The sequence below is a fragment of the Nocardia abscessus genome (assembly GCF_015477775.1).
Classification (GTDB): domain Bacteria; phylum Actinomycetota; class Actinomycetes; order Mycobacteriales; family Mycobacteriaceae; genus Nocardia; species Nocardia abscessus_A.
Map to the genome: position 1 here is coordinate 176337 of NZ_JADLQO010000007.1, position 18221 is coordinate 194557.

Below are 18221 nucleotides of genomic sequence, written 5' to 3' on the forward strand. Positions count from 1 at the left end.
AGCGCCAACGTAGCAACCGTTTGGCGAATCTCACGGGAGGTCCGGTCGGGCCGGTTTGTCGCGGGGGAACAGCCGGTGAACGCCGCGCGCGCAGGGCCGATCCGGCTTATCGTGGGGCTCATGACGCCGCTGCAGCGCTACGTCGCGGAGGAGATCGCCACCGATCACGCCGATGGCATACTCACCCGGCGCGAGGCACTGCGCAGGCTCGGCCTGCTCGGCCTCGGCGCCACCGCCGCGGCTGCCCTGCTGGCCGCGTGTGCCGACACCGGCACCGACACCGCGATCACCGATTCGTCACCCTCCCCCGTCGCCCCCTCGACGCCACCGGGTTCCGCCGCCGCCCTCCCGACGACCGCCGTCACCTTCACCGGACCGGCCGGGACGCCGCTGCAGGCCGCGTGGGCGGCGGCGCAGGAGCCACGGGGCGGGGTGCTGGTCGTCCACGAGAACAAGGGCCTCACCGACCACATCCGTTCGGTGGCGGGGCGATTCGCGGGCGCCGGATACTCCGCACTCGCGCTCGACCTGCTCTCCGCGCACGGCGGCACCGCCACGTTCACCGATCCGGCCGCCGCGACCGCCGAGCTGAGCCGCACTCCGCCCGAACAGCTCGTGGCCGACCTGCGCGCCGGGCTCGACGAACTCCAGCGCCGAGTGGAGGGAAAGAAGCTCGGCGCCACTGGTTTCTGCTTCGGCGGCGGCCTGACCTGGCTGCTGCTGACCTCCGGCCCGTCGCCGCTGGCCGCCGCGACGCCCTTCTACGGACCGTTCCCCGACAACGGCGATCTGTCCGCGTCGAAAGCCGCTGTGCTCGGGGTCTACGCGGCGAACGACGCGCGGGTGAACGCCTCCCGGCCCGCCGCGGAAGCGGCGCTGGCCCGCTCGGGCAACCCGCACCAGATCTTCACCGCGCCCGACGCGGACCACGCTTTCTTCAACGACACCGGCCAGCGGTACAGCGCCACAGCGGCCACCGAAGCCTGGCGTCGCGTAAGCGACTGGTACGGAACCTATCTCGGCTGATGTCTCCCGGATCCGGCCTCTCCCAAGACGTCCGAACGCCCCTCCGGGGCGCGGGTGTCGACCGGCGATCACGACGGGCCGTCCGGGCTGCGGATGTGATCGAAGGCGGACGCGCGCCGCGATTGCGGGCGGCCATCGCCGCGCTCCTGCTCGCGACGGCGATGTCGGCATGCGGCGAGGAGAACCCGGCCGGACCGAGCAGCGCTCCGACCATGGCTACCGGCACTCTCGCGCCGAGCGATCCCGCCGGGCGGCCCGACCTCGATGCCGCCGAGGTAGTCGCCGGAGACATCGACGTTCCGTGGGGCCTGACCTTCCTGCCCGACGGCGGCGCGCTGGTCGCCGAGCGGGACTCCGGACGGATACTGCGCGTTGCCGCGGGCCGTGCGCCGGAGCAGGTCTACCGGGTGCCCGGCGTGACCGCGCGCGGCGAAGGCGGACTGCTCGGGCTCGCCGTCGCGCCGGACTTCGCCGAAAGCCGTTATGTATACGCCTATTTCACCGCGGAGACGGACAACCGGATCGTCCGGTTCCGGCTCGACGGGCAGCCGGAGGTACTGGTCGCCGGGATCGCGAAGGCCGGTAACCACAACGGCGGACGGATCGCGTTCGGGCCGGACGGCATGTTGTACGCCGGGACCGGCGATGCCGGACGATCCGAGCTGTCACCGGATCCGGCGAGCCCGAACGGGAAGATCCTCCGATTGACTCCCGAAGGCCGCCCCGCTCCGGGCAATCCGACTCCCGGCTCACCGGTCTACAGTCTCGGCCATCGCAACGTGCAAGGTCTGGCATGGGACCGAGCCGGGCGGTTGTTCGCCGCGGAGTTCGGGCAGAACCGAGTCGACGAGATCAACCTGATCGAGCCGGGCCGCGATTACGGCTGGCCCGACGTCGAGGGCGCCGGCGGCGGCGACCGCGGCTTCACCGATCCGCTACTGACCTGGACCACCGCCGAGGCCTCACCGTCGGGCATCGCCATCACCGGGGACACCCTGTACGTCGCCGCGCTGCGCGGCCGGCGACTCTGGACGGTGCCGCTCGAGGACGGCCGTCCGGGTGCGCCCCGGGCCGAAATGCGCGACCGATACGGCCGGTTGCGCACCGTGGAGGTGGCGCCGGACGGAGCGCTGTGGCTCACCACCTCCAACACCGACGGCCGGGGCGATCCAGCAGGCGGCGACGACCGCGTACTCCGCTTCCCGGCCCGCTGATCCGGGACCGGGTCGAGCACCTGAGGCTCGCGGAGTCTCGGGCGTACCCGGTTGTGACGCGCGACACCCGACATATTAGTTGTGCACAACCTAATTGCTCACTACATTATTGCTCATGACCGATCATCTCACCCTCGACGAGCAGCTGTGCTTCCCGCTCTACGCGGCGTCTCGGGCGATGACCGCGGTCTACCGCCCGAAGCTGGACCGGCTCGGGCTCACCTACCCGCAGTACCTGGTGATGCTCGCGCTGTGGGAACGCGACGAACGCAGCGTCGGCGACGTCTGCCATGCGCTCGATCTGGATTCCGGCACGCTCTCCCCGCTGCTCAAGCGGCTGGAGGCGGCGGGCCTGGTCGAGCGGAGGCGCTCGGCGGCCGACGAACGCCGCGTCGACATCCGGCTCACCGAGCGCGGGCGCGCCCTGCGCGCCGAGGCGGGCGACATTCCGGCCCAAATGGCCGAGGCCAGTGGCCTGTCCATGGACGACGTCGTCATGTTGCGCGGCATCCTGCACCGACTGACCGATGCGCTGAAATCTCAGCTGAACGAAGGAGAGTAGCCATGCAGATCCTCTACACCGCCGAAGCCCTGGCCACCGGCGACGGACGCAACGGCCACGCACGCAGCACCGACGGCAAGATCGACGTCGAACTGTCGGCGCCCAAGGAAATGGGCGGCAGCGGCGAGGGCACCAACCCCGAGCAGCTGTTCGCGGCGGGCTACGCGGCGTGCTTCCATTCGGCGCTGCGCCTGGTCGGCAAGCAGGCCAAGGCGAACATCGATGACTCCGCCGTCGGCGCGAAGGTCGGGATCGGCCCGAACGACGCCGGTGGTTTCGGCCTGGCGGTTACGCTGGAGATCTCGCTCCCCCATCTGTCCAGGGAGGACGCGCAGGCGCTCGCCGACAAAGCACACCAGGTGTGCCCGTATTCCAACGCGACCCGCGGCAACATCGACGTCCAGGTCCTTGTCGCCGACGACTGATCGAGAAGGAGCGGTTATGCGTGCCGTAGTCATCGAACGGTTCGGCGAACCGAAGGACGTGCTGACCGCCGCCGAACGCCCGGTACCGGAACCAGGACCGGGCGAGGTGCGGCTCGCGCTCATCCTGTCCCCGATCCACAATCACGACCTGGCCATCGTGCGCGGCGTATACGGTTACCGGCCCGAACTGCCCGCCATCCCGGGCAGCGAGGCGGTGGCGCGCGTCGACGCGGTGGGGCCCGGGGTCACCGACATGTCGGTCGGGCGGCGAGTGACGGTGTCCGGCGCGCAAAGCGTGTGGGCCGAATATTTCGTGGTCCCGGCTCGCCAGGTGATCCCGCTGCCCGACACGGTCTCCGACGAGACCGCCGCCCAACTGCTGGCCATGCCGTTGAGCGCGCTGATGCTGATCGAAGACCTCGAGCTCCGGTCCGGCGAGTGGCTGGCGATCAATGCCGCCAACGGCGCGGTCGGCAGGCTCGTCAACGTCTTCGCGCGGCAACGCGGTCTGCGTGTACTCAGCCTGGTCCGCGGGCAGGCCTCGGTCACGGCACTGCGCGAACTCGGCTACGAGCCGGTGCTCGACACCGAGAGCGAGGGCTGGCGCGACCAGGTCGAAGCGGCGACGTCGGGTGCGCCGATCGCCCGTGCGGTCGATCAGGTGGGCGGACGCGCCGCGGCCGACGAGCTGGCGTTGCTGGCCCCGGGCGGTCAGCTGATCTCCTTCGGCGCGCTCTCGGGGCAGCCGCTGTCGCTCGATCCGGGCAATCTCATCTTCGGGCAGACCGTGGTCAAGGGATTCTGGGGCGCGAAGCGGATCGAGGAGATCGAGGCCGAGCACCGCGGACAGCTCATCAGCGAACTGGTCGACCTCGCGGCCCGCGGCGTGCTGCGACTGGACATCGAAGCCGCCTATCCGCTGGAAGCGGCGGCAGACGCCGCGGTCGCCACCGAGACGCCGGGGCGGGCCGCCAAGATCGCTCTGCGTGCTCAACCGGCCTGACCGGCATCGAGCACGGCCATCGCGGCATTGTGCCCGGGAATGCCGCTCACCCCGCCGCCCCGGATCGCGCCCGCACCGCACACGAACACATTGCGGTGGCCGGTCGCCACGCCCCACCGGGCGGCCGGGTCGGCCGGATCGGCGTCCTCCGGTAGGTAGGGAAAGGCCAGGTCCCGGTGGAAGATGTGGCCGCCGGGAAGGCCGACCTCGCGCTCGAGTTCGATCGGGGTCTTCGCCTCCAGGCAGGGCGCGCCGTTCTCGTCCGTTGCCAAGCAGTCCGCGATCGGCTCGGACAGTACCGAATCGAGTTGCGCTAGCGTGGCTTCCACGATCCGGTCTTTCGCCGCCTCGTGATCGGTGGCGAAGAGTTTCGCCCGAGCGTGCAACCCGAACAGCGTGAGGGTGTGCACACCCCGCTCGGCCAGGTCCGCAGCCAGGATCGTCGGGTCGGTCAAGGTGTGGCAATAGATTTCGGCGGGCGGCGCGGATGGGATACGGCCGATCGCGGCCTCGCCGTAGGCTCGATCGAGCTGGGCGTACGACTCGCCGATGTGGAAAGTCCCGGCGAATGCCTCGCGGGGATCGACTTCGGTGTCGCGCAATCGCGGGAGACGCCGCAGCAGCATGTTCATCTTCAGCTGCGCGCCTTCCGGTTTCGGCGGCAGCGGCTCGCCGAGCAACCCGGCGAGGGAGAACGGTGCGACGTTCGCCAGGACGTAGCGCGCGCCGACCTTTCCGTCCGCGTATCCGACTTCCGCTGTGTCGCCATCGGTTTCGATACCTGTCACTTCGCAGCCGGTGACGATCTCCGCGCCTGCCGCGCGGGCGGCCTCGGCGAGCGCGTCGGTGAGCGCGCCCATGCCGCCGACCGGCACGTCCCAGTCGCCGGTGCCGCCGCCGATCACGTGATAGAGGAAGCAGCGATTCTGCCGCAGCGACGGATCGTGCGCGTGGGTAAAGGTGCCGATCAGCGCGTCGGTGAGCACCACGCCGCGCACGGTGTCGTCGGCGAAGGTCGATTCGATCGTCTCGCCCAGCGGCCGCTCGAACAGCGCCTGCCAGGTGGCCGCGTCGTCCACGATGTGCTGTAGCGCCTCCTTGGACGGAAGCGGCCGGGTCAGCGTGGGGAACACCCGGCGAGCCAGCTGGTTCGTGGTCGCGTAGAACCGCTGCCACGCCCGGAACTCTCGATCCGAACCGGTCAGGCGCACGAAGCTCGCCTCGGTCTGCGTCGGCGACGAAGAAACCAGCAGACCCCCGTCACCGACCGGCGTGTAGGACGAGATCGCCCGCCGTCGCGTCTCGAACCGCAGGCCCAGGTCCCGGACGATCGCCCGCGGCAGCAGGCTGACCAGATACGAGTACCGCGACAACCGCGCGTCGACGCCCGCGAACACCCGTGCCGACACCGCCGCGCCGCCGGTGTGCGGCTGCCGTTCGAGCACCAGCACCGACCGCCCGGCCCGCGCCAGATACGCGGCGGCCACCAGACCATTGTGGCCGCCACCGACGATCACGACATCGTAGGAGGAGCGCGTCGGCGTCATCCGTTCTCGATAGCACGAATCGGCCCCGGACGACAGCAACGCTGCCGACACGATGCAGAATCCCCCGGGACTGGTCACGGGCCCCAGCGCTCACCGCGTGCGATGGTGCTTCCTCCGGCCCTGAGCGGCAGCGCCGAGCCACCTGAGAAGAAGGTCTCTGACCAGGTGAGCCTGCGGAACGTCGCAGGGCCCGCAGAGGACCCCGCGACAAGCTCCCAACTGTGCTGCACCCGGCCCCGCACCCCGTCAGGCGGCGTCGAGAGCCGCGGTGATCTTGCGGGCCATCGCCGCCACGGCGGGGCTGGGCCCGCCCTTACCGGACCCGGCGGCGGCTTCGACAGCGACCAGGACGGTGCCGCGGAAGTTGTCGGCCTCGCCTCGATCCTGCTTGCCCAGCAGGCTCATCGCCGCGGTCAGGCTCGGCAGCACCTGGTCGGCGAGTTCGGCGACGGACTTGCCCGGCAGGTGGATGTCTTTGGACTTGGCGGCCAGCACGTGCCCGGCCAGCCCGGTCGCCGAGGTCAGGGCGATGGAGCCGTGGGAGATGCCCTTGTGCGGCGCGCCCGCGGCGGCCATCAGCGACACCGCGCCGTAGGCGGCGGTGCGCAGGATGCTCTTGTCCTGGTCGGTCAGGGTGATGGTGATGGACATGTCGTGTACTCCTCGAAATCGGTAGTGGCACCGACCGGCACCGTGTCGGTGCCGGTCGTTTTGTTCGATGAACACACTCTGGCCGGGCCGACTGACACCGACCTGACACACACCTGACACCTCCACTGACACCACGACCGGCCACCAACGCGCCAGCAACCCGCTGACACGGCCCGAGATCACTGCGGCTCAGGACATCTTGCGATGCCGTGCGCGGGCGGTCGGGCAGCTCTCGGGGGCTCGCTCCTGATCGGCTGGGCGGTTCGGCCCCCGGCGTCGCCACTCGACGCACGATTTCGGCCGATTACCGCGCATCTGATTCGCGGGGCGTCGTGCACGATTCGTCCGAACTCGCTTCGTTGCCACAACCTCAACTCTGTAACGTGTTGCGACATAACGCCGAATACATCCCATGTAATCGAACCCGAACAACAATTGGAGCTCAGTATGCGAACCTCGGCTCGTGCAATAGCGATGTGCCTGGCAGCCCCCGCTGTGGCAGTCGCACTCACGGGGACAGCCACCGGAACGGCCGCCGCCGAGCCCGGCTGCTCAGGATCGATGAACGGCCCATGGGGTTACAACGGGACCTGCCAAGGCGAGGGGGGCACCTACCGACTCGAGATCGACTGCGTCGGCTACGACCTCTCCGCAAATCCGCCGGTCGTGGGCCAGTACACAGCGCGCAAAGACCTCCCTGTCGGACAGTCCGGCACGGTAGCTTGCTTCGGCCCCAACTGGTCCAGCGCCGGGTGGGGTGTGGGCGCACGCATCTTCCGGCTCTGACTCAGGCGGACCGGTACCCGACGCCCTGAAAGCGGAAGACCCCGCCCGGCGGTGTGGCCGGACGGGGTCGGGTGTCCCCCAACGAACGAGACGTCGGGTTCTTCTCCGCTACCTACTTCGCCTGGACAGGAGGCTGGTTGATAGTGGTGAAGTACTGGATGGCGGCGCCGATCGCCACCGGGGCGGTGACCAGGATCTGGCCCGCGATGGTGCCCAGGGCGCCGATCGCGATGATGCCGCCGAGGCAGCCGATGGCCGCCGCCGGGATGAACGCGCCGAACAGGCCGACGATCGCCGCCGAAGCGACGGTCGCGCCCGCGATGCCGCCGAGCACGCAACCGACGGCGCCGCCGCCGATGCCGCCGACCAGGGTGCCGATGGTGGCGCCCATGGTGATGGTGCTGGTCATGCGGGACCAGGCGGCCTGTTCACGGTCGTACTCGGTCTTCCACGGCGCCTTGTCCTCGAACGGCAGGGCGACCGGCTTGTAGGCCGCGTGCGCCATGTCGAACTGCGGGGTCAGCGTCGCGGTGCGACCGGCGATGTCGGCCACGATCGGGAACTCGAAGTCATCGACCCGGAACTTCAACGGCATGCCGGTGAGCACGGTTCCGTTGGCGGCCTTGACCTTGAAGACATCGCCCTCGACGACCATCGAGCCGGCATCGGTGGTGACGATGGACTGGGTGTCGGTGGCGTAGGCGGTGAAGTCGACGGCGTCGTCGCTGTCGGGCTGCGCACCGGCGGAGCCGGAGGCGATCCCGACTGCGGCGACCAGCCCTGCGGCCACCGCAACGATTTTCCTCATCCTTGTTACTTTCCTCTCGGTTTTCTCAGGGAAGCGGTCGCGACGAGCGCGCCGCACGCCTACCGCGGTCGCGGCGGGCAGGTCAGAGGTCCAGGACGAGCGGGCCGAACCTGGCCCGGGAGACGCACAGCATCATCGTGTCGCCGCGCGCCCGCTCCTCGTCGGTGAGCAGTTCGTCCCGGTGCTCGATGTCGCCGGCCAGAACCGCGGTTTCGCAACTGCCGCAGGTGCCTTCGCGACACGAGGTGACGATGCCGATTCCGGCGGACTCCAAGACGTCGGCGATGGACTGGTTCGGCCCGATCCGGAACGTCTTGCCGCTGGCCGCCAAACGCACCTCGAACGGCTCGTTCGGGGCGAACTGCACCTGCCGAGGAACGAAACGCTCCACGTGCACCCGCACTCCGCGTCGCGCGCCTTCGGCCTCCGCGGCGGCCAGCAGCGGTTCCGGTCCGCAGCAGTACACGGCGGTCTCGCCCAGGTCGGCGAAGATTCCTTCCAGCGGCAGCAGCCCGTGCTCGTCCTGCGGCAGCAGATTCGCCCGTGGGTAGCGCTCGGCGATCGCGTCGGCGAACGCCATGTGCCCCTTGGTGCGGCCGCCGTAGTACAGCGACCAGCGTGCACCCGCGGCTTCCGCGGCGGCCACCATGGGCAGGATCGGCGTGATGCCGATTCCGCCGGCCAGGAAGACGTACCTGTCCCGTTCGACGAGTTCGAAGTTGTTGCGCGGCGCGGACACTCGCAGCACCGAGCCGGGTTGCGCGGCACGGTGCAGGTAGGCCGAGCCTCCGCGCCCATCCGGTTCGTGCAGCACCGCTACCCGCCAGCGCGGCCGGTCGGCCGGGTCGCCGCACAGCGAGTACTGCCGCACGCCCGCCGCGCCGACCGCGACATCGATGTGGGCTCCCGGCGTCCACGACGGCAGTTCGCCACCGTCGACCGGGGCCAGGTCGAGCGAGAACACGCCCTCGGCCTCGTCGCGGCGGCGCCAGACTCGCACCGCTATGTCAGTCATATCCGTCCCCTAGCCCGGCAACGTCTCCGCGATCACCGTCGCCGAGACGAGCCGCCCCCGCAGCGAACGAATGGGCAGTCGATTCGCGCAATCGACGTTGACTATCGCCCCCTCACCCCGTCGCGCGCCGCGCCGAGACTGACGCCATGACCACTGTGGCGCAATTGGTGGACAAGACCACCCAGTTCATTCGGGACCAGGTCGTTCCGGTGGAACGCGAGGTCGTCGTGGACGGGCGGGTGATGGACGACGCACTGCGGCTCGAGCTGCAGAAGAAGGCCAAGGAGGCCGGCGTCTTCGGCCCGCTGTCGGATCCGCGGTACGGCGGGCTCGGCCTGGACACCCGCGCCCAAGCGCGGGTGCTCGAAGCCGCGGGCGCCAGCCTGCTCGGCCCGATCGCACTCAACGCGTGGGCCCCCGACGACGGCAATATCCACCTGCTCGCGCACGTGGCGAACGAGGAGCAGAAGCAGCGCTATCTCGCGCCGCTGGCCGCGGGCGACGTCCGTTCCGCGATCGCTATGACCGAACCGGCCCCCGGCGCCGGATCCGACCCCGGCATGCTGCAGACCGTCGCCGAGGAGACCGAATCCGGCTGGGTCATCAACGGCGCCAAGCACTTCACCACGGGCGCGCAGGGCGCGGCGTTCACCATCTGCGTGGCGCGCACCGGCGACGGCCCGACGATGTTCCTGGTCGACCAGGACAACCCCGGGTTGCGGGTGGGCCGCCGTATGCCGACCCTCGACCACACCAGCGCGCCCGGCGGGCACTGCGAGGTGACCTTCGCCGACTGCGAGGTGCCCGATTCCGCCGTGCTGGGCCAGGTCGGCCAGGGTCTGGCGCTCGCGCAGGTCCGGCTCGCGCCCTCCCGGCTGGTGTTCTGCATGAACTGGCTGGGGCTCGCGGTGCGGGCGCACCAGCTGACCATCGAGCACATCGGGACGCGCACGTCCTTCGGCGTCCCGATCGCCGAGCACGGCATAGCCCAGGGGCTCATCGCCGACAACGAGATCGACATCGCCGCCGCGCGCGGCGTGATCCGCACCGCCGCCGAGACCATCGACGCGCAGGGGCCGACCTCCTCGCAGGCGCGGCACGAAGCGTCGATCGCCAAGACGTTCGTTTCCGAGGCGGTCTGGCGGGTCCTCGACCGGGCGGTCCAGCTGCACGGCGGACTCGGCGTCTGCGAGGACCACCTGGTCGCCCGATTCCTCGTCGAGGCCAGGGCCTTCCGGATCTACGAGGGGCCGTCGGAGGTCCTGCGCTGGTCCATCGCCCGTCGCGCCCTGCGCACCAAACGCTGAAGGAGAGACCATGACCACGCGTGAGATCGCCGGCTTCGCGGCCGCCTACCCCGACCTCGACTGCGCCGCCGTCGATTACGAATACCTGCGAGCGGTGTCCCAGGAGATGGTCCCGTTCGGCCGCCACGTCGGCACGCTGATCACCGAGATCGGGCCGGACCGCGCCGTCGTCGAGATCCCCGCCGTCGGCGCGGTTCGCAACCACATGGGCACCGTGCACGCAGGCGCGCTGTTCACCGCCGCCGACATCGGTGGAGCCGCCGCGTTCGTCGGCGCCGCGGCCACCCGGCTGCGCACCGTCGAGCGGCTGGTGTTGCGCGGCGGGAGCGCGTCCTATCGCAAACCCGCCGTCGGCCGTATCCGCGCCGTCGCGACCGTCGACCAGCGCGAGCTGGCCGACGTGCTCGCCGCGACGGCCTCGCAGCGCTTCGAACTGACCGGCAAGGCCACGCTGCTGGACGACGGCGACGTCGTCGTCGCCAAGTTCACCTTCGAGTACGTCTGCGACGTCACCATCGCGGAGGGCGACCGATGACCACCGCGACACCGAAGAACCGTTCGGAGTTCACCACTCTGGAGTCGACCACGGTCGAGACCGCCGACGGTGTCACCTTCACCGTCCGCTTCCTGGCGTCGAAGAAGCCGGGGGCGCCCGTCGTGCTGATCCTGCCCGCGATGGCCATGAAGGCGAAGAACTACCTGCCGCTCGCGAAAGAGCTGCACGCTCAGGGGCTTTCGGTGGCGACGACCGATCTGCGGGCGCACGGCGAGGCCAAGCCCGAGCTGGGTCTGCACCGCGACTTCGGTTACCGGGAGATGATCGAGACCGACCTGCCCGCGCTCGTCGCGGCGGTGCGGGCGCGCTTCCCCGAGGCGCCGATCCATCTGTTCGGGCACAGCCTGGGCGGACAGCTCGCGTTGCTGTTCGCCGCGGCCGAACCCGACCGGATCGCGGGCGTGACCGTCATCGGCACCGGCACCGTCTTCTGGTGGGCCTTCGGCGCCCGTCGCTGGTGGGAGGCGCTGAGCCAGATCCAGTGGATCGGCCTGGTCTCCCGATGGAAGGGGCACTGGCCCGGCGGCGTGCTCATCCCGGCTCCGATGCCGGGCGGCGTCATGCGTGACTGGTCGATGCATTCGCTGACCAGCTACTACCGCCCGAAGGGCAGCAAGCGCCGGTACAACTCCCTGCTGCGCGACCTGACCGCTCCGGTGCTGGTGATCTCACTGTCCGACGACGTACTCGGCCCGAAGTCCAACGTCGACTTCCTGGTGTCCCGGATGCCGAAGGCCCGGGTGACGCACTGGCACGTCGACGAGAACTCGCCGGTGCGGCACCGCGACCACTTCCTCTGGGTGAAGGACTCGCCCGCGATCGCGGCCAGGGTGGCGACATGGGTCGTCGCCGGCGAGCTGCCGGGCTGAGGGGCAGCGGTGGCACGACTGCGAATCGAAGCGGTGTCGAAGCGATTCGGCGCCGCCCACGCGGTGCACGAGGTCAGCCTCGACATCGCCGACGGCGAATTCATGGTGCTGCTCGGCCCGAGCGGCTGCGGCAAATCCACGCTCCTGCGCATGATCGCCGGACTGGAGGACCCGTCCGGCGGCCGAATTCTGCTCGACGACAAGGACATCACGCACCACGCGCCCCAGCAGCGCGATCTGGCGATGGTGTTCCAGAGCTACGCGCTCTACCCGCACCTGACGGTCGCCAAGAACATCGGTTTCCCGCTGCGCGCCCGGCGCACGCCGCGGGCGAAGATCGCCGAGCGGGTGTCGGAGGTGGCCGCGGTACTCGGTCTGACCGAGTTGCTGCGCCGCAGGCCGTCCGCGCTGTCGGGCGGCCAGCGGCAGCGCGTGGCGCTGGCACGCGCCATGGTGCGCGATCCCGGCGCGTTCCTGATGGACGAGCCACTGTCCAACCTGGACGCGAAGCTGCGCAGCGCGACACGCGCCGAGCTGATCGGACTGCACCAGCGTCTCGGCGCGACGTTCCTGTACGTGACCCACGACCAGGTCGAGGCCATGACCATGGCCGACCGGATCGCGCTGCTCAACGAGGGCCGGGTGGAGCAGGTCGGCACGCCGACCGAGCTCTACGACCGTCCCCGCTCGACCTTCGTCGCCGGATTCCTCGGCGCACCGCCGATGAACCTGTTCCCGGCCGCCGTCACCGAACGCGACGGTTCGCTGCGCGTAGTGGCCGACGGCATCGACACCGAATTGGCTTTCGGCGGCGGCGATTTCGGCGACGACCTGGAGGTGGTCGCCGGAATCCGCCCGGAGCAGCTGCGCCTGGATCCGACCGGCGCCGACATCCGCGGCCGCGTGACGATGGTGGAGAACCTCGGCAGCGAGGAACTGATCCACTTCACCACCGGTGATCGCGTCCTGTGCGCCCGAGCGCCACGACCCGCGGGCGTCACGGTCGACGACAGCATCGCGCTGCGGGTCGACCCGGCGCACATCCACCTCTTCCATGCCACCACCGGACTGCGCCTGACCTGGCAGGAGACGCGGCAGGACGCCCGAATCGACAGCGCGGGCGAACCCGTCGCCGTCGCCTGAACCCGAACACCCCTACTCGATGAGGAGATACACCGTGAAACGCACCGCGCCCATTCTGGGCCTGGTGTTCGCAACCACCGTCGCGCTCAGCGCTTGCGGCGGCCTCGGGAGCACCACCACCGACTCGAACGCCGACAGCGCGCAGATCCCGGAGCTGAAGTCCGATCAGCAGGTGTCGATCGTGTTCGAGTCCTACAACTACGGACTCGCCGGCGCCTGGACCGATACCTTCAACTCCTTGATCGCCGATTTCCGCACGAAGTTCCCGAACATCACGGTGACCGCGCAGAAGCCGCAGGGCAACAGCCCGAACCCGGCCACGGACACCATCTCGAGCATCCAGAACCAGATGGTGGCGGGCAACCCGCCCGACGTCGCCCAGCTCGGCTTCAGCGACCTGGATTTCACCATCCACCAGCTCGGCGCCAAGCCGCTGGACACCCTGGTCGGCAAGCAGGACGTGCAGCGCAACTTCGACGGGGCGAAGCATCCCTTCGCGCCGAAGGCCCGCACGCTGGCCGATTGGGACGGCCACACCTACGGTGTGCCGTTCGTGTTCTCCACGCCGGTGTTGTACTACAACGCTTCGCTGTTCGCCGAGGCGGGCCTGGATCCGGCGAAGCCTCCGGCCACCTGGCAGCAGGTCGCCGAGGCCGCCACGGCGATCACCGGGAAGACCGGCAAGGGCGGGGTCTACATCGACTGCCTGACCAAGACCGCCAAGGACTGGTGCTTCCAGTCGATGGTGCGCTCCAACGGCGGCCGGGTGATCTCCGAGGATCGAACGAAGCTCACCTTCGCCGACGCTCCCGCGGTCGAGGTCGCGGCGATGAGCCAGCAGCTGGTCAACTCCGGCGGCATGCCCAAGCTCAACCAGAAGCAGGGCTACGAGGCGTTCGCGCGCGGTGAGATCGGCATGATCCTGGAGACCAGCGCGATCCAGGGCACCTTCGTGACCGGCGCCAAGGACAAGTGGGACCTGCGCTCGGCGCCGATGCCGAGCTTCGCGGGCAAGCCGACCGTGCCGACGAATTCCGGCGCCTCGCTGCACATCCTGTCCAACGACCCGGCCAAGCAGCGCGCCGCATGGGAGCTGATCAAGTTCCTCACCAGCGAATCCGCCTACAGCAAGATCTCGCAGGGCATCGGCTACCTGCCGCTGCGCACCGGCCTGATGGACGACCCGAACGGATTGCAGGCCTGGTCGAAGCAGAACCCGCTGCTGGCCCCGAACGTCGCCCAGCTGGCGAACATGGAACCGTGGATCTCCATGCCGGGCAACAACTATCTGCAGATCCGCGACGGCATGATGGACGCCGTCGAGGCCGTCGTCTTCCAGGGCAAGGACCCGCAGTCAACCCTCACCGCCGCCCGCGACCAGGGCGCCAAACTCCTGCCGGCGTCATGAGCGAGGTGACGATCGTCCAGCTCACCGACACCCACATCCGGCCCACTGGGGAACGGGTGCACGGGATGGTGGACACCTACGCCAACCTCACCCACGTGCTGCAGCAGCTGCGGGCCTCCCAGCAGCGCATCGACGCGCTGGTGCTCTCGGGCGATCTGACCGACACCGGGTCGCCCGAGGCCTACCAACGGCTGCGCGGCGCGGTCGAGCCGGTAGCCGAAGAACTCGGTGCGAAGACCGTGTACGTCATGGGCAACCACGACGAGCGCACCTCCTTCGCCACCGAGCTGCTCGGAGCCGATCCCGCCGCAGTCGATCCCGACGCCACGCACGACCAGGTGGTCGACGTGGCGGGTCTGCGGGTGATCGCGCTGGACAGCACGACGCCACGACGCCACGACGGCAGACTCGAGGAGCAGCAACTGGACTGGCTCGCCGAGCGACTGCGCGAACCGGCGCCGCGCGGCACGCTGCTGGTGCTGCACCACCCGCCGATCCCCTCGCCGGTCGCGGCCACCGAGTACCTGCGGCTGGAACGGCCAGAGCTGCTGGCCGAGGTACTCGCGGACTCGGATGTGGGGCTGATCATCTGCGGGCACAACCACCTCACGGGCGCGGCGGCGCTGGCGGGTATCCCGGTCTGGATCGGGCCCGCGCTGGCCTACCGGATCGACACGATCGCGCCGTCCGGACGGCACCGGGGATTGATCGGATTCGGCTACAGCCGCATCGATCTGCTCGGCTCGACGCTGGTCGCCACGGCGATCGAGGCGACGCCCGCCGAGACCCTCTACGACCGGCCCGAGCAGGACGTGCTCGATCAGCTCGCCGCTCTGGCCGCGGAGGCCGGGTAACTCGATGTTCGTCGTCGAATCACCCCTCGCGACCACGGAGGCGACCGAAACGGTCACGCCGTCGCATCGCCCCGCCCGGTTCCGCCGGGCGGGGCGGTTCGCCGTGCCCTACCTGTATCTGGCGCCCGCGCTGGTGTTGCTCGTCCTGTGGATCTACCGGCCGCTGGTCCAGGCGATCGAGCTGTCCACGTATTCGTGGAACCTGCTGCCGACCGCGCCGATGAAGCCGGTCGGCACCGGCAATTACGAACGTCTGCTGGATCTTCCGGCATTCTGGGATTCGGTCGGCCGCACCGGCGTGCTGATCGCGGGCATGCTGCCGTTCACGATCGTGCTCCCGCTGCTCATCGCGCTGGCCAGCCGACGGGTGCACGGCCGGGCGCGAACGGTGTACCACGCGTTCGTCTTCGTGCCGTTCCTGGTCGCGCCGGTCGCGGCGGCCGCGGTGTGGCGTTGGCTGCTGCATCCCGGCAGCGGCTTCGTCGATCAGGTCCTGCGCTCGGACCGCAACTGGGTCTACGACGTGGGCACCGCGCACGGGGTGATCATCCTGATCACCGGATGGCAGTTGCTCGGGTTCGCCGTGCTCGTGATCTGGGCGGGGCTGGCAGGCATCAGCGGTGACTACGACGAGGCCGCCCGGGTGGACGGCGCGAGCCCCCGGCAGATCCTCCGGGGGATCACCTTGCCCCTGCTGTCTCCCACGCTGCTGTTCCTGGTGCTCACCACGGTGCTGCTCAGTCCGACCCTGACCTTCCCGCTCATCGACTCGATGACGCAGGGCGGCCCCTCGCAGGCGACCACCAACATCTACTACCTGCTGTGGGACTACGCCTTCCACAGCTTCGACGCCGGGCTCAGCGCCGCCGCCGGCGTGCTGCTGTTCGCCGGGTTCGGAGTGATCGCAGGAATTCTGGTGTGGATCTCGGAAAAGGTTGCCTTCCATGACGATTGACCGATTGCGCAGCGCGGGAAGCCACCTGCTGCTCGCCGTGACCGCCCTGCTGTGCGCGTTCCCGATCTACTGGCTGTTCGCCACGTCGCTGCGGCGGCCCGAGGATGTCACCTCGCTGTCGCCGATCCCCTGGCCGATCTCGCTGGCCAACTACGGCGACGCGGCCGACAAAGTCGACGTGGTGGGCCTGATCGGCAACACCTTCTTCGTCGCGGCGCTCTCGGCGGCGGGGCAGCTGCTGATCGCGCTGCTGGCCTCGTACGCCTTCGCGATGTACGTCTTCCCGTTCCAGAAAGTGCTGTACCTGGCGTTCGTCGGTACCTGGCTGGTGCCGTTCCAAGTGACGATGCTGCCCAACTACGTCCTGCTGACCAAGCTCGGCCTGATCAATTCGCTCATCGGGGTGGTGCTTCCGACGCTGTGCTCGGCGCTGGCGGTGCTGCTGCTGCGCCAGCACATGGCGAGCTTCCCCAAGGAGCTCGTGGCGGCGGCGAAGATCGACGGCCGCTCCTCCTGGTCCATTCTCTGGACCGTGGTCGTGCCGAATCTGCGACCCGCCCTGGCGGCGTTGGGCATCCTGCTGTTCATCAACGCGTGGAACGAGTACTTCTGGCCCGCGGTGGTGCTGCGCCAATCCAACAGCGTGCTCCAGCTGGGTCTGCGCAGTTTCATGGGTACCGAGGGCGACCAGTGGGGGCCGATGATGGCGGTGGCCAGCCTCGCCTGCCTGCCCGTACTGCTGATGTACTTGCTGCTGCAACGCCACATCGTCAACGCGTTCGTGCGGTCGGGGTTGAAGTAGGAGCATCGACCGCGGGGCCGCGGTCAGACGACCTCGAAAACTCGATAGGCGATGCCGCCCTCGACCGGATATCCCGACCCCACGCACACGATGTCGTTGAGCCACAGATAGTCCCGCGCACCGGTTTCGAACACCGGCGACGTGCGGAAGTAGTAGCGCCCCGGATCGACGAGGTGCCGCGTGGCCGGATCACCGATCCGGTCACGCACCTCCTCCGGTATGGTCCACCGCCCGCCGTAGGTCATCAGCACCAGCGCGTCGTCGTCGGCACGCAGGGTGAGCCGGACATCGAGCGTCATGGTCCCGTCTTGCCGGAACAGCGCCCAGTCACCGCCGCCCGGCACCACCGCGCCGCGTAGTCGGGGCCCCTCGAACGACCCGCCCGCCGCCCCGAACAGCACCCGCCCGTTCCCGATGTGCAACGGCGGCGCCAGATCCACCACGACGTCGAACAGCGGCCTGGTCTCGATTCCGGCGACATCCCTGACCCGTGCGTCCATGATTCATCTCCTCGCGAACAGCTTCTGGCGGACCGCGTCGGTGGAGACGCCCGACTGGGCGCACAGCTCCGACAGGTCGAAATGGAAGTACTCCCCCGCGATCAGCCGGTCGGCGAACGCGAAGCGGATGAACACCGGCAACTCGGCGCGCCGACCGTTCGGCTCGACGCCGAATCGGTTGCCGGTCATGGTCATCCGCGCCGCACCCCAGCAAACCAGCGTCTCACCCGCCACCGCATGGCCGCTCAGCTCGACGTCATAGTCCGGAAACGATGCGAAGAAGGCCCGCAGCGCGAGCTCGTTCGCATCCAGCCCGCGTGCCACCGAACCGAAAGCCGGTGTCTCCAAGACCATTTCGTCATGCATGAGGCGCAACGCCGCAGGCACGTCCTGCCGGCTCTTGACCACCGCGAGTTCGGTCGCCAAGTCCATCATCCAGCCATCGCTCATGGCATAAGCATACGGTCGACCGCATTTATTGTCGAGCCTCGGTCCCCTCGACCGCTTGGATCAGCACCGCAGGATCGACCTGCACCTGCTGCGTCATGGTCCGACCCTCCCCCTTCGTCGGTCATTCGGTCACTTCCGGCGGGAATGCCATCGGCGCCGACCCCACGACGTCGACCGCGACGCCGGTCGGCCGATCCCGCGATTCGGCGTAGGCGAGAAGACGCCGGCCGAACAACCAGTGATCGCCGGTCACCGGCACCAGCAGCGCCGCGTCGCGGAATGCCACCAGAGGTGCGCCGCCATCGGACGCGGGCCGTCACCGCGTCCGATGGCGGCGGCT

At 69.4% G+C, this 18221-nt stretch carries 20 protein-coding genes; 13 read left to right on the forward strand and 7 right to left on the reverse strand.

The window, feature by feature from the left end:
• The first annotated feature begins 120 nt into the window (after window positions 1-120).
• From IU450_RS19850 to IU450_RS19870, 5 genes are all read left to right on the forward strand, one after another.
• On the forward strand, window positions 121-1026 hold the full coding sequence (locus tag IU450_RS19850; RefSeq protein WP_195151251.1) for a dienelactone hydrolase family protein: 906 nt from the start codon (window positions 121-123) through the stop codon (window positions 1024-1026).
• A gap of 161 nt (window positions 1027-1187) precedes the next feature.
• Complete coding sequence (locus tag IU450_RS19855; protein WP_195151386.1) at window positions 1188-2240, forward strand: PQQ-dependent sugar dehydrogenase; 1053 nt, start codon at window positions 1188-1190, stop codon at window positions 2238-2240.
• 115 nt (window positions 2241-2355) lie between these two features.
• Window positions 2356-2802, forward strand: a complete 447-nt coding sequence (locus IU450_RS19860) for a MarR family winged helix-turn-helix transcriptional regulator (protein ID WP_195151252.1) — start codon at window positions 2356-2358, stop codon at window positions 2800-2802.
• Between the two features lie 2 nt (window positions 2803-2804).
• The gene (locus IU450_RS19865) at window positions 2805-3227 is read left to right on the forward strand and encodes an organic hydroperoxide resistance protein (RefSeq protein ID WP_043704402.1); all 423 of its coding nucleotides are present in this window, start codon (window positions 2805-2807) and stop codon (window positions 3225-3227) included.
• Between the two features lie 16 nt (window positions 3228-3243).
• Window positions 3244-4230, forward strand: a complete 987-nt coding sequence (locus IU450_RS19870) for a zinc-binding dehydrogenase (protein WP_195151253.1) — start codon at window positions 3244-3246, stop codon at window positions 4228-4230.
• On the opposite strand, the gene IU450_RS19875 is transcribed toward IU450_RS19870, so the two are convergent.
• From IU450_RS19875 to IU450_RS19890, 4 genes are all read right to left on the reverse strand, one after another.
• Complete coding sequence (locus IU450_RS19875; protein ID WP_195151254.1) at window positions 4218-5777, reverse strand: phytoene desaturase family protein; 1560 nt, start codon at window positions 5775-5777, stop codon at window positions 4218-4220. The genes IU450_RS19870 and IU450_RS19875 overlap by 13 nt on opposite strands.
• Window positions 5778-6023: 246 nt before the next feature.
• The gene (locus IU450_RS19880; RefSeq protein WP_195151255.1) at window positions 6024-6428 is read right to left on the reverse strand and encodes a hypothetical protein; all 405 of its coding nucleotides are present in this window, start codon (window positions 6426-6428) and stop codon (window positions 6024-6026) included.
• 898 nt (window positions 6429-7326) lie between these two features.
• Window positions 7327-8022, reverse strand: a complete 696-nt coding sequence (locus IU450_RS19885) for a hypothetical protein (protein WP_195151256.1) — start codon at window positions 8020-8022, stop codon at window positions 7327-7329.
• 82 nt (window positions 8023-8104) lie between these two features.
• Window positions 8105-9037, reverse strand: coding sequence for a PDR/VanB family oxidoreductase (locus tag IU450_RS19890; RefSeq protein ID WP_195151257.1), 933 nt, complete (start codon window positions 9035-9037; stop codon window positions 8105-8107).
• A 146-nt stretch (window positions 9038-9183) separates the two neighbouring features.
• On the opposite strand from IU450_RS19890, the gene IU450_RS19895 reads away from it, so the two are divergent.
• The 8 genes from IU450_RS19895 to IU450_RS19930 are packed head-to-tail and all read left to right on the forward strand — an operon-like array spanning window position 9184 to window position 16931.
• Window positions 9184-10344 (forward strand): acyl-CoA dehydrogenase family protein, encoded by a 1161-nt coding sequence (locus IU450_RS19895; RefSeq protein WP_195067961.1) that lies wholly within the window; start codon window positions 9184-9186, stop codon window positions 10342-10344.
• Window positions 10345-10354: 10 nt separating this feature from the next.
• On the forward strand, window positions 10355-10879 hold the full coding sequence (locus tag IU450_RS19900; RefSeq protein ID WP_195151258.1) for a YiiD C-terminal domain-containing protein: 525 nt from the start codon (window positions 10355-10357) through the stop codon (window positions 10877-10879).
• A complete protein-coding gene (locus IU450_RS19905) occupies window positions 10876-11769 on the forward strand; it encodes an alpha/beta fold hydrolase (RefSeq protein ID WP_195151259.1) in 894 nt (297 codons plus the stop codon). Before IU450_RS19900 ends, IU450_RS19905 begins: the two co-directional genes overlap by 4 nt.
• Window positions 11770-11778: 9 nt before the next feature.
• Window positions 11779-12912, forward strand: coding sequence for an ABC transporter ATP-binding protein (locus tag IU450_RS19910; RefSeq protein ID WP_195151260.1), 1134 nt, complete (start codon window positions 11779-11781; stop codon window positions 12910-12912).
• Between the two features lie 34 nt (window positions 12913-12946).
• Complete coding sequence (locus tag IU450_RS19915; RefSeq protein WP_324196186.1) at window positions 12947-14320, forward strand: ABC transporter substrate-binding protein; 1374 nt, start codon at window positions 12947-12949, stop codon at window positions 14318-14320.
• Window positions 14317-15174 carry a metallophosphoesterase gene (locus IU450_RS19920; RefSeq protein ID WP_195151261.1) on the forward strand — a complete coding sequence of 286 codons (858 nt, stop codon included), beginning with the start codon at window positions 14317-14319 and terminating at the stop codon, window positions 15172-15174. The genes IU450_RS19915 and IU450_RS19920 overlap by 4 nt, the downstream gene beginning before the upstream one ends.
• A gap of 4 nt (window positions 15175-15178) precedes the next feature.
• Window positions 15179-16129 carry a carbohydrate ABC transporter permease gene (locus tag IU450_RS19925; protein ID WP_195151262.1) on the forward strand — a complete coding sequence of 317 codons (951 nt, stop codon included), beginning with the start codon at window positions 15179-15181 and terminating at the stop codon, window positions 16127-16129.
• Window positions 16119-16931: a carbohydrate ABC transporter permease gene (locus tag IU450_RS19930; RefSeq protein ID WP_195151263.1), complete on the forward strand. Its 813-nt coding sequence runs from the start codon at window positions 16119-16121 to the stop codon at window positions 16929-16931. Before IU450_RS19925 ends, IU450_RS19930 begins: the two co-directional genes overlap by 11 nt.
• Before the next feature lie 23 nt (window positions 16932-16954).
• Here IU450_RS19930 and IU450_RS19935 read toward each other — a convergent pair whose 3' ends face one another.
• The 3 genes from IU450_RS19935 to IU450_RS19945 all read right to left on the reverse strand — a co-directional run bounded on the left by IU450_RS19935 (window position 16955) and on the right by IU450_RS19945 (window position 18167).
• On the reverse strand, window positions 16955-17431 hold the full coding sequence (locus tag IU450_RS19935) for a DUF3237 domain-containing protein (protein ID WP_195151264.1): 477 nt from the start codon (window positions 17429-17431) through the stop codon (window positions 16955-16957).
• Between the two features lie 3 nt (window positions 17432-17434).
• Window positions 17435-17881: an ester cyclase gene (locus IU450_RS19940; protein ID WP_228834825.1), complete on the reverse strand. Its 447-nt coding sequence runs from the start codon at window positions 17879-17881 to the stop codon at window positions 17435-17437.
• A 121-nt stretch (window positions 17882-18002) separates the two neighbouring features.
• Window positions 18003-18167, reverse strand: coding sequence for a hypothetical protein (locus tag IU450_RS19945; RefSeq protein WP_195067970.1), 165 nt, complete (start codon window positions 18165-18167; stop codon window positions 18003-18005).
• Window positions 18168-18221: the final 54 nt, after the last annotated feature.